The organism is Pseudoalteromonas sp. TB25 (assembly GCF_000497995.1).
Lineage (GTDB): Bacteria > Pseudomonadota > Gammaproteobacteria > Enterobacterales > Alteromonadaceae > Pseudoalteromonas > Pseudoalteromonas distincta.
Map to the genome: position 1 here is coordinate 1 of NZ_AUTI01000242.1, position 9,759 is coordinate 9,759.

A 9,759-nucleotide genomic window follows, 5' to 3' on the forward strand; every position below is an offset into this window, starting at 1 on the left:
TACTTGCAATGGCTGTAGTGGGAGCAACGGTATCGTATGCATTAATGGCGCTGAGCCATATTTTGCTACGCGTTAAACAACCTGATTTACCTCGCCCGTATAAAACCCCAGGGGGCGTAGTAACGTCAAGTATCGCTTTAGTGCTTTCGCTTATAGCATTAACCGGTGTGTATGCGTTCGACCCTCGTGCATTTTTATACACTATAATGCTGTTTATTGTGGGCGCCGTATATTACTTTGGCTACAGCTCAAAACACTTAGTTGCTAAAAGCGCTGATGAAGAGTTTGCAATGTTGGCAGATGCAGAATCTGATTTAGAGATGGCTAAGTAAATATTAATAGTTATTATAAGTGAGGCTAACCCTCACTTATATTTTTATACAAGCAATACGGTGTAAAAATAGTGCATGCATGTAAATATCAAGCCCCTTATCTACTTTATTAATATCATTTAAAGCTAAAACTTTATGCTGCCGCGTAGCGCTTTGTTTTGCCCATGCTTGGTCTTTTTGTCCATGCGCTTTCGCTGTGAATTACGGCTGGGCTTGGTGGCTCGACGCGCTTTATTAACTACCGTAGCACTAAGGATTAAATCCTTTAAACGCTTAAGGGCATCTTCTCTGTTTAGCTCTTGGGTACGGTGGCTTTGCGCTTTAATGATTAAGACGCCGTCTTTGGTAATTCTTGTATCATTTAATGCAAGTAAGCGTTCTTTGTAGAAGTCAGGTAATTTAGAGCGGTTAATGTCAAAACGTAAATGAATTGCACTTGCTACTTTATTAACATTTTGACCACCGGCACCTTGCGAACGAATAGCTGTGAGCTCTAGTTCCCATTCATCGATAGTGACAGTATTTGAAATTGTTAACATTGTGTTCAGCTCTATTTGTCAAAAATACATTATATCATCAGTACATTAGCTTGTGGTGAATCAACTAAATTCTTAGAACTTAAATAAATTCTCATAAATTGTACTATAAATCAGCCAATATTTTATTTTGTGTTGGCAAGTGTTGCTTATTAGTTTCTAATTGGCACTACTTTAATACTAGGAAATGCTCAATGAAAAAAATACTTGTATCACTTAGCTTATTAGCGATGAGTTTCTCAAGCCTTGCAGAGGATATTAACGAAGGTCAACTTCAAAGCTATATGAAAGCACTGCCAGCTGTGACTAGCTGGGCAAGCAGCCAAGAGTCGTTAAAAGACTTAGATTTAGCAAGTATGCTAGGTGGTTCTGCAGATCAAAGTGTTGGCGAACAAAGCTCTTTAGCTAACAGTGCATTAAGCATGATTAAAGAACAAGACCTATACAAAAGCTTTGCGAGTGTTACAAACCGTTACGGTTTTACGCCAGAGCAGCTAGTAACTGTAGGTTCTGAAGTATCAATGGCTTATATCGAAAATCTTAAGTCGGGCCTTTCTGCTGATAATCAAGAAACTGCTAATAAAGTAATGGGCGGTTTTCAAAGTATGAAAAGTGCTAAAGATAAAGGCGCTAGCTCATTAATGGGTTCGTTTGGTAAATCGTCAAGCGCAGCTGAGGAGTCTACAGAATCTTTAGTAAGCGAAAACAACCTTGAACTTGTGAGCGAATATATGCCACAACTACAAAAGCTTTTTGCACTTTTATAAGTTTTATTGCTTTAAAAAAAGCGGGCTTATCTAGCCGTGAAATTAAAACGCATAAAAAACGGGGGAGTATCCAATACTCCCCCGTTTTTATTTAGCGTACAGATTATTTAAGATCGAACCTGTCTGCGTTCATTACTTTTACCCATGCATTTACAAAGTCATGTACAAAACGTTCTTTATTATCGTCTTGTGCATAAAACTCACTTAGGGCACGTAAAATAGAGTTTGAACCAAACACTAAATCTACGCGTGTGGCAGTCCATTTAATGGTGCCTGTTTTGCGCTCAACAATATTATATATACCTGGCTCTAGTGGCTTCCAGTTGTTAGCCATGTCGGTTAGGTTTACAAAAAAGTCGGTAGATAGCGTACCTACATTATCAGTAAATACACCATGTTTAGTGCCTGCGTAGTTTGTGCCTAGTACACGCATGCCGCCCATAAGTGCAGTCATTTCTGGTGCTGTTAAGCCCATTAATTGGCTGCGCTCTAACAATAGCTCTTCTGAGGATACGCTAAAGTCATTTTTAAGGTAGTTTCTAAATCCATCATGAACAGGCTCAAGCGGATCGAACGATTCTGCATCAGTCATTTCGTCTGTTGCGTCTCCTCGTCCTGGTGCAAATGGTACTGTTACATTAACACCGGCTTNCAGCCGCTGTGCCACCTAATACGATTAAATCAGCCATGCTTACTGGCTTAGATAAACCCGCTTGTACTTTTTCAAGGGCACTAAGTACACTTGCTAAACGCGCAGGTTCGTTACCTTGCCAATCTTTTTGTGGTGCTAAACGAATACGTGCGCCATTTGCGCCACCGCGTTTATCAGAACCACGATACGTACGTGCACTATCCCACGCTGTATTTATTAAATCACTTGCGCTTACACCGCAATCAAGTAGCTGTGCTTTTAAGCTTGTGATTTCATCGTCTGATAATGTGTAATCAACTGCTGGAATAGGATCTTGCCAAATTAGGTCTTCGCTTGGTACATCTTTACCTAAGTAACATGCTTTAGGACCTAAATCGCGGTGAGTTAGCTTAAACCATGCGCGTGCAAATACATCAGAGAAGTATTCAAAGTCGTTATAAAAACGCTCAATAATTTTACGGTACGCAGGGTCCACTTTCATGGCCATATCGGCATCGGTCATCATTGGGTTTAAACGAATTGATGAATCTTCTACGTCTACTGGTTTGTCTTCTTCTTTAATATTTACAGGTTCCCACTGATGAGCGCCAGCTGGGCTTTTTGTTAATTCCCATTCGTAATTTAAAAGTAAGTGGCAGTATCCGTTATCCCATGTAGTTGGGTGTGTGGTCCATGCGCCTTCAAGGCCAGAAGTTACAGTATGACGACCAAAGCCGCCTTCTTTGGTGCTGTTCCAACCTAAACCTTGCTCGTGTACGTCTGCTGCTTCTGGCTCTGGACCTAAGTGCTCTGCTTTACCATTACCGTGAGTTTTACCTACTGTATGGCCGCCCACTGTTAGCGCTGCGGTTTCTTCATCGTCCATCGCCATGCGAGCAAATGTTTCACGTACGTGATCTGCCGTTTTTTGTGGATCTGGTATACCATTAACACCTTCAGGGTTAACGTAAATTAGGCCCATTTGTACTGCGGCTAATGGGTTTTCCATGGTGTCTGGTTTTTCTACATTGTCGTAGCGTTCATCACTTGGTGCTAACCATTCTTTTTCTGCACCCCAGTAAATATCTTTTTCTGGATGCCAAATGTCTTCACGGCCGCCCGCAAAACCATAAATTTTAAGACCCATTGATTCGTATGCCATATTACCAGCAAGAATAAATAAATCGGCCCATGAGAGTTTGTTACCGTATTTTTTCTTAAGTGGCCATAAAAGTCTGCGTGCTTTATCTAAGCTTGCGTTATCTGGCCATGAATTTAAAGGCGAGAAACGTTGATTACCGGTACTTGCGCCACCACGACCATCAGATAAACGGTACGTACCCGCTGAGTGCCATGCCATACGAATCATTAAACCACCGTAATGGCCCCAATCGGCAGGNAGGCCACCAATCTTGGCTGTCGGTCATAAAGGTTTTTAAGTCGGCTTTTACTTCGTCTAAATCTAGAGATTTAAATTCTTCTGCGTAGTTAAAATTAGTGCCGTATGGATTTGATTTAGTATCGTGTTGATGAAGAATGTCTAAGTTGAGTGTGTTTGGCCACCAATCGGTGTTTACTTTAGAAACAACTGAATTACTACCGTGCATAACAGGGCATTTACCCGCTGTTGGCTTGCTCATTGTGAAATCCTTAAAATAGAAAAGTAAAATACTTAATCAATCAGTATTATTGCTTATGTGTTTATAACTTTTTAAAAAGTAACGGTTATTTTTATTTAATAGGCTTACTTTTTACTCAGCGTGCCTACCTAAGTGCTTACGTATCCTTAATATAGGCGTATAAATTATGCTACGCCAGCCTCAACATACTATTTAAAACGATTGCTCCAATTTATATTTTTGATTGCCCTTACGTTAATGATGTATTTAACAATAGGCTTAAAGTGGCGTTTAAAATAATAGTAAAAAAGTCAGATGGCGCGCATATAAAGCATTACGCAAAATAAAAATTTAAAATCGGTGAATTAACCTTAATCTTTTTACTAGACCTGTGATCGAATTGAAAAATTTCGGCGTAATGGTATGTGAAGGGTTTGAAAGTGGCTTTAGTTTACTAAAGCGCACATTGGAATACCCCCCTTCACCATGAAATTGTAGTTAGATAGTTATAATGATAAAGGTGCATTAATTAAGCCCAATGCACCTTTACTTTATAAACCGAATACTTTGAGTATTCTTATATTTTTAACTAGTTGAATTGAATTAAGTATTTGTTCATAAATATTCACTTAGTATGAAGTTGTTCTCCTGTGAATCCCTACGACATATTGTTGTTTTAAGCAGTTTTTGCCAGCTCACCTTGAGCTGGTTTTTTTTTGCCTATTTTTACTCAAATTACCTGAGCATGGGTAATATGCTCACGCTTTACCCTATTATTGCTAGGGCGTGTTGACCTTTGTGGATTGAAATTTGTTCAATCTAGGGACGATTTAATCGCGGCGCGAGGTTTGTAACCTAGTGGGCTAAGTAAAAACCGAGCAACAAAGAGTAAATCGTCCCTAGAAAGAACCCTAAGGGCAGCGCATGTTTGGCATTTATGCTTCGTTATCGCCTATTTATGGGGAATAACCACACTACATAGGCTCTGCCTTGCCTAAAAACCAAATATACAGCTGCAAAATTAGTCACGAAAGGTCAACACGCCCTAGGCTCTAGGCTAAATAAATTTTACAACTATTGCTCCTATCTAAATTAGGTCAATTTTAATCCACAAAGAACAACACGCCCTAGTGCCATTAAGCCCTGCATGTTAAAGTTATTACAGTAATTAATTTAATTAGGCGTACCAATGCGTTATTACCTATCTGTACTTTTTGTTTGTTTAAATTTGTTTTCAGGCATAGTGAACTCTGCTGAAAAGCAACCAGCTTCACCTACAGCACAACAAGAGCAACAAGCTCTTCAACAACTCAAAGAGCCTATGTATAAGCCGCTAATGGAGCGCTACATATTAGATGAGCTAAAAGCAGTTAGGCAAGATCAGCAAAAGCTTCGTGAAGATGTAACTAAGCAGGTTACTCATGCGCAGCTTGATACTGCCGATCGCGCATTAACGTACACTACAGATACCATTAATAATGTGTTTTTTATAATTACCGCTACGGCGTCGATTTTAGTTTTAGTGGGTTGGAACTCGTTGCGCGATGTTAAAAACAAAGTAGAAGATATTGTAAATACGCGTGTGAGTGTAATTACAGACGAGTATGAAGACCGATTAAAAATTCTTGAAGAAAAACTACGCGTTCGCTCAGAAGAAATACTCAGCAACCAAGAGCGCATATCGGTGACTAACGAAGTTCATTCGTTGTGGATGCGCGCAAACCTAGAAAGTGATTTTGCAAATAAAATTGAAATTTTTGATGAAATACTCAATCGCAAACCTGAAGATGTTGAAGCCATTGCTTATAAAGCCGATGCACTACTAGAAATTAATGAAACAGCACAAGCCATTGAGCTGTGTAATCAAGCTATTGATATAGATAGTGACTATGGTTATGCCTATTGGCAACGAGCATGTGCTTATGCACTAACACATAAGCATGCTGATGCCTTAGCCGATATTAAAATGGCACTTGAATACTCTCCAAACTTACGTAATGAATTATTACACGAGAGCGCATTTGCAAGCCTGCATGACAACGACAGCTTTAATACGATAGTGGCTGGTGAAGTTGTTTAAGCACTCAGAATTTGGCCTGTATGATTAGGCGCAACACCATAAAAAGGGCCTTGGCCCTTTTTTTGTTTTTAAAGGTAAAGTTTGTTGTGTAATTAGAAGCTTAACTGCGCTCTACAAACTCAGCTCTAGCGTAGAGCTAAGATCAAAAGTGATTAATTCACAAAGAGGTTTAGAGACGCTGCGCTTTTAGAGAAGAGCTTAGAAGTTAAAATAATAAAAACAATCAGAAACTGTGCTTCTAACATGAGCAACAAGTCATACTCTAAACTTGGTATAAACACAGCTATTCGCGCAGGTTACAAGCTTTTAAAGCAACGCTTGTACTTTTATAATGCCGAGTCAGCATTGGTTTTGCTCTTCTCATTTGCTCCTCCTTTTCTTCTCTGCGTGCATATTGTTTTTTAGGGCTGTTATACACAAATAGGTTTAGAGATGCTGCGCTTTTAGAGTAGTTAGCTTAAGTGCTTCTCGCGCGAGCAAGCTCTGCGCCTACATGGAAAACTTACACTCAGCAGTTTAATTTACCTGTAGACGCGCTGCTTGCAGGCGTTTAAAAACGCAGTTTTTAGATGGTTGAATTAATACCAACCCGAAATAATACTTAATCATTTTTAGGGGCTAAACGTGTCGCTACCTGCGTTAAAAAATTCTCATTTAGAACAACTAAATAGCGAATTTTTTGCCTAGCTATCAACACATTTTTCCATCCTCAAAATAGATCACTTAATTAAGCGAATTGGTATAAGTAATTAGAAGCTGCTACCCATTTTCTTCAGGCATAAAAAAAGCCGCATAAAATGCGGCTTTGGAGGTTAGTCTCACTTCACTTTGGGCGTGTCTCCAAAACTTAGTGAATACGTTACCAAGGAACTGTTATGTATTATTTAAGCTATTGACTCTAATGCAATTTTAACCATTTCGTTAAACGTGCTTTGACGCTCATCAGCAGGTGTTGCTTCACCGGTGATTACGTGGTCACTTACTGTAAATAATGCCATTGCATTTGCGCCGTATTCAGCTGCAACGCCATATAAACCGGCTGTTTCCATATCTACTGCTAGCATGCCTAACTTGTCTAAGTCTTTATAGAACGAGTCGTCTGCTTGGTAGAAAGTGTCGGTTGTAAATACGTTACCTACTTTTGCCTCTATTCCTAGCTCTTTAGCGGCGTTTACACCGTTTAAAAGTAGGTCAAAGTTAGCAATAGCAGCAAAATCGTAGCCACGAACACGTGCTCGGTTTACGTTTGAATCTGTGCTTGCACCTTGTGCAAAAATTACGTCACGGATTTTGATATCTGTGCCAATACCACCACACGTACCAATACGTATAATATTTTTAACGCCAAAGCTTACAATTAGCTCACGTGCATAAATAGACATTGATGGAATGCCCATGCCTGAACCCATGATGCTTACTGGCTTACCTTTGTAAGTACCAGTGAAACCGTACATGTTACGAACACCTGTAACTTGTACTGCATCATCTAAAAAGTTTTCAGCAATATATTGCGCACGTAGCGGATCGCCTGGCATTAATACTGTTTCGGCGAAATCACCAACGTTTGCACTGATATGCGGAGTACTCATTAATTGTTTTCCTTTTTATTTGGCGTTGTTAGCTCATTTAAAAAGCTGTCGCCGTAATCAAGCGCAGATAAGTTAAACCACTGTGCCAGTGTTTGACCGATATCTGCAAAGCTGTTGCGTTCACCTAGTGGTGTGTTACTCATACCTGGTTTATATGCAATAACCGGTACGTATTCGCGAGTGTGCTCAGAACCTGGAAAGGTTGGGTCACAACCGTGATCTGCAGTGATCATTAATATGTCATCTGCGTTTAACTGCTTTAGTATAGTTGGTAAATAGTCATCAAATTCTTTTAATGCTTTTGCATAACCTACTGGGTTACGGCGATGACCAAATTTTTCATCAAAATCAACTAGGTTAGTAAAGATTAAGCTATGATCTGGTGCGCTTTTCATTACTTCGCTGGTTTTTTCTAGCAAGTTCATAAGCCCAGGTGCTTTATGCTTTTGGGTTATGCCCTGATGCGCGTAAATATCTGAAATTTTACCAATACTAATTACTTCGCCGCCGTCTTTTGCTAACACATCTAGCAATGTTGGTGCTGGCGGAAGCACTGAATAGTCGCGACGATTACCTGTGCGGGCAAAGTCTTGGCTATTTGAACCCAAAAATGGCCGCGCAATCACTCGTCCTATATTCATTTCATCAAGTAGCGCCCGTGCGATTTCGCAAACTTGATAAAGCTTCTCTAGGCCGAATGACTCTTCATGCGCGGCTATTTGAAACACGCTATCAGCTGAGGTGTAACAGATTGGTTTACCTGTTTTTACGTGCTCTTCACCTAGCTGTTCTAAAATGGTTGTTCCCGATGCATGGCAGTTGCCTAAAATGCCAGGAATACCAGTACGAGCTATAAACTCGTCTATAAATTCTTGTGGGAAACTTGGCTGTGTTTTTGGGAAATATCCCCAATCAAATAACACAGGTACTCCTGCCATTTCCCAATGACCTGATGGCGTGTCTTTTCCGCTAGATAATTCTTTAGCGTAACCCCATGCCCCTTGAGAAGCTTGGCGGTCTGAAATTAAACACGGTTCTCCACCGGCAGCTTCACATGCATCCACTAACCCAAGTTTTGATAGGTTAGGAAGCGATAATGCAGCGCCTGTTTCGTCGTAATATGCTTTTAGTAAGTGAGCGAATGTATTAGCCCCAAGATCGCCGAATTTATCTGCATCTGGTGCTGCACCGATTCCTAGGCTATCTGCCATTAAGATAATTGCTCTTGCCATTTTGACCTCACTTTGATTCTAGGTGGTTACTTTATCCGCTGATCGATTTTTCCGTACAGGACAAAAGTCCTGTTTCATAAAACCTAAACATTATAAATTTGCATTCTTAAGCGAAGCAAAAGAGATTAATCGTGTCTTTTTTGCTATTGTGATCTACCAACAATATATCCTTCTGTGTGGGTGAGAACTTTAGTGACACGAACTACTATTATAGCTATTGCAGGCGCGTCTGCGTCGGGCAAATCTCTTTTTAGCCAAACTATATACAATGAATTGGTTAATGAGCTTGAACCAGGCGCTATCGCCATTATTGAAGAAGATGCTTACTACAAGGATCAGTCGCATTTACCGATGGCGCATCGTACGCAAACGAATTACGACCATCCTGATGCATTTGAACATGCGTTAATGCTTGAGCATTTAACACAGCTTCGTAGTGGAAATTCAGTTGAAGTACCAACGTATGATTATGCACAGCATACACGTAGCGAGAAAACTCGCCGAGTGCCTGCTGCTAAAATACTCATTGTTGAAGGTATTTTATTATTGAGTGACAAAGCGCTTAATAAAGAATTTGATATTAAGGTGTTTATAGATACGCCTTTAGATATTTGCTTAATGCGTCGTATGCAACGTGATATGGAGCAACGAGGCAGAACATTACAATCTGTTGTTGAGCAGTATCAAGCAACTGTTAGACCGATGTTTTATCAATTTATTGAGCCTTCTAAGCATAATGCAGATTTAGTTGTGACTCGAGGCGGTATGAACCGCGTTGCGATTGATATAATAAAAAGTAAGATAAAATATTTACTACAAGAATAACAACGGGAAACATTTGTATGACAACATTTATGAGCTTAGTGGGCATGTGTGTGCTACTAAGCATTGCCTTTGCGGCATCAACTAATCGCAAGGCAATTAATTTAAGAACCGTTGGTATAGCATTTGCGATGCAAGTAGTTATTGGCGG

General features: G+C 40.0%; 7 protein-coding genes and 2 pseudogenes. 5 read left to right on the forward strand and 4 right to left on the reverse strand.

Annotated elements, in window-relative coordinates; all coding sequences use genetic code 11:
* Positions 1–332, forward strand: a pseudogene (locus tag L652_RS0107470) (ethanolamine permease); the annotation flags it as partial.
* Positions 333–457: 125 nt separating this feature from the next.
* On the opposite strand, the gene arfB reads toward L652_RS0107470, so the two are convergent.
* Complete coding sequence (arfB, locus tag L652_RS0107475) at positions 458–871, reverse strand: alternative ribosome rescue aminoacyl-tRNA hydrolase ArfB (RefSeq protein WP_002959105.1); 414 nt, start codon at positions 869–871, stop codon at positions 458–460.
* A gap of 191 nt (positions 872–1,062) precedes the next feature.
* Between arfB and L652_RS0107480 the strand changes: the two genes are divergently transcribed.
* A complete protein-coding gene (locus L652_RS0107480; RefSeq protein WP_002959106.1) occupies positions 1,063–1,635 on the forward strand; it encodes a hypothetical protein in 573 nt (190 codons plus the stop codon).
* 103 nt (positions 1,636–1,738) lie between these two features.
* On the opposite strand, the pseudogene katG reads toward L652_RS0107480, so the two are convergent.
* Positions 1,739–3,906 (reverse strand): annotated as a pseudogene (gene katG, locus L652_RS01000000123440) (catalase/peroxidase HPI).
* A 1,168-nt stretch (positions 3,907–5,074) separates the two neighbouring features.
* On the opposite strand from katG, the gene L652_RS0107490 reads away from it, so the two are divergent.
* Complete coding sequence (locus L652_RS0107490) at positions 5,075–5,965, forward strand: tetratricopeptide repeat protein (protein WP_024596284.1); 891 nt, start codon at positions 5,075–5,077, stop codon at positions 5,963–5,965.
* A gap of 884 nt (positions 5,966–6,849) precedes the next feature.
* Here L652_RS0107490 and deoD read toward each other — a convergent pair.
* On the reverse strand, positions 6,850–7,554 hold the full coding sequence (gene deoD, locus L652_RS0107495; protein WP_024596283.1) for a purine-nucleoside phosphorylase: 705 nt from the start codon (positions 7,552–7,554) through the stop codon (positions 6,850–6,852).
* Positions 7,554–8,786 carry a phosphopentomutase gene (locus L652_RS0107500; RefSeq protein ID WP_024596282.1) on the reverse strand — a complete coding sequence of 411 codons (1,233 nt, stop codon included), beginning with the start codon at positions 8,784–8,786 and terminating at the stop codon, positions 7,554–7,556. The genes deoD and L652_RS0107500 overlap by 1 nt, the downstream gene beginning before the upstream one ends.
* Before the next feature lie 192 nt (positions 8,787–8,978).
* On the opposite strand from L652_RS0107500, the gene udk reads away from it, so the two are divergent.
* Together udk and L652_RS1000000124505 are read left to right on the forward strand one after the other, a co-directional pair.
* Positions 8,979–9,611, forward strand: a complete 633-nt coding sequence (udk, locus tag L652_RS0107505; protein WP_024596281.1) for a uridine kinase — start codon at positions 8,979–8,981, stop codon at positions 9,609–9,611.
* 17 nt (positions 9,612–9,628) lie between these two features.
* On the forward strand, positions 9,629–9,759 hold a 131-nt coding region (locus tag L652_RS1000000124505), incomplete at its 3' end, for a Na+ dependent nucleoside transporter N-terminal domain-containing protein (RefSeq protein ID WP_275451729.1).